At 76.4% G+C, this 1,530-nt stretch carries 1 protein-coding gene and 1 pseudogene; both read left to right on the top strand.

The window, feature by feature from the left end:
• Nucleotides 1-168 precede the first annotated feature (168 nt).
• Nucleotides 169-1,008, top strand: coding sequence for a rod shape-determining protein (locus EAO72_RS40680; RefSeq protein WP_148022423.1), 840 nt, complete (start codon nucleotides 169-171; stop codon nucleotides 1,006-1,008).
• Nucleotides 1,005-1,530 (top strand): annotated as a pseudogene (locus EAO72_RS42620) (hypothetical protein); the annotation flags it as partial. The gene EAO72_RS40680 and the pseudogene EAO72_RS42620, both read left to right, overlap by 4 nt.

The following is a 1,530-nucleotide window of genomic DNA, read 5'->3' as shown; positions in this document are numbered from 1 at the left end:
CACCGCATGCCCCTGCCACCACCCGGCACGCTCCTCGTCCTTCGATTCGGTGCGGGAGTGGCTTTCTTTGCCTCCCTATTGCATAGTGAGGGTTCGGCCATGCCTCGCTATGTGCGGGTCAATGGGTGTGTGTGAACGGCCGCCTGAGCGGGCCGGGGGTGAGGGGCGATGCGTTCTTTGCGCGACGGACAGCGACAGGCTCGCTCCGTTCACCGGCACCACGGGCAGCACCCGCAGCACCGGGGTCTCACCCGCGGTCTCGCGCTCGACCTCGGCAGTTCCCGCACGCGCGCCTGGATCCCCGGGCAGGGCGTCGTCGCGGACACCGGAGCCGATCCTGCCGGTGAATACGGGCACGGCGGCCGCCCGGTCCGGCGCGGACGCATCATCGACGCGGAGTCCTGCGGCCGGATGCTCGGCCGGATCGCCGACACGGCGCTGGGCGCCGACCGCAGCGACACGGTGATCGTCCTCAGCCACCCCGTTCTCGCCGGATCCGGGCACCGCGCCGCCGCCCGGGACCTCCTCACCGCGCTCGGCCCGTCGCGCGTCATCGTCCTGGACAGCGCGAGGGCCGCAGCGGCCTGCGCCGGACCGCAGGACGGCGGCCCGCTCCTCGTCGTCGACATCGGCGCCGACCTGAGCGAGGTGACCCTCCTCGTCGACGGTCGGGTCCGTGACGCGCGTCTGGCCGAGACCGGGACCAGCGACCTGGAACCGGGCGAGGCACCCATCTCCGTCGTCCGGGCCGTCGTCGACATGGTCATGGGGATGTGGCAGCAGGACCGGCACGGCGCGCTGATCGGAGCCCTGCGCAGGGGCCCGTTGCTCGCCGGAGGCGGTGCGCTGCGCCCGGACGTCACCAACCGGATAGCGCTCCGCCTCGGCGTCCCCGTCCGCCTCACGGACGACCCGGCGACCACGGTCGTACGCGGTGCCGGGCTGATCCTCAGCTCCGTGCTCCGCCACGCCTCGGCCGCACCCGCCCTGCCCGGCCGATCCGGGTGACCCCACTCCCGGGGCCGCCCCCGGGCAACGCGCCTCCCGGGAGCAGACAGGACGCCCCGGCCCACCGCGGACACACGGCGGCGGCACGGCAGTTCCTCGCCGCGCTCCTCCTCGCCGTCCTCGCCGTCGCGGGCGGCGCACCCGTGGCCGCCGGAACCGGGCTCCCCGTCCGCTCACCGGCCGGACCGGCAGCCACGGCCGAAGGCCCGGCCGGAAGCCCTCCGTCCACCGCCCACACCGACCGCTCCCCGCGTACGGACCGCACCGTGCGCCCCCTCCCGGCAGGCCGGACGCCGGGCGCGCGTGACAGGCGCGACGCCCGTGACACACGCGACGCTCTCCGCCGTGCCGGTGCCGCCACCGCCGCGGGCGCCCACCGCCCCGGACCGGCGGCGGCACCGCAGCCGGCAACGGGACCGCAGCCGTGGGCCGCCGCCGAGCACCCCCGTACCCCGCAGCATCTTCCGCCGCCCGGTCCCGGCGGCCACGGGTGCGCCGCCCGCGACGGCGAGGACGGCGAGG

The sequence above is a fragment of the Streptomyces sp. OR43 genome (genome assembly GCF_008042275.1).
Taxonomy (GTDB): Bacteria; Actinomycetota; Actinomycetes; order Streptomycetales; family Streptomycetaceae; genus Streptomyces.
The sequence above is the reverse complement of the archived record's forward strand: the minus strand, read 5'-3'. Positions and strand labels throughout refer to the sequence as shown.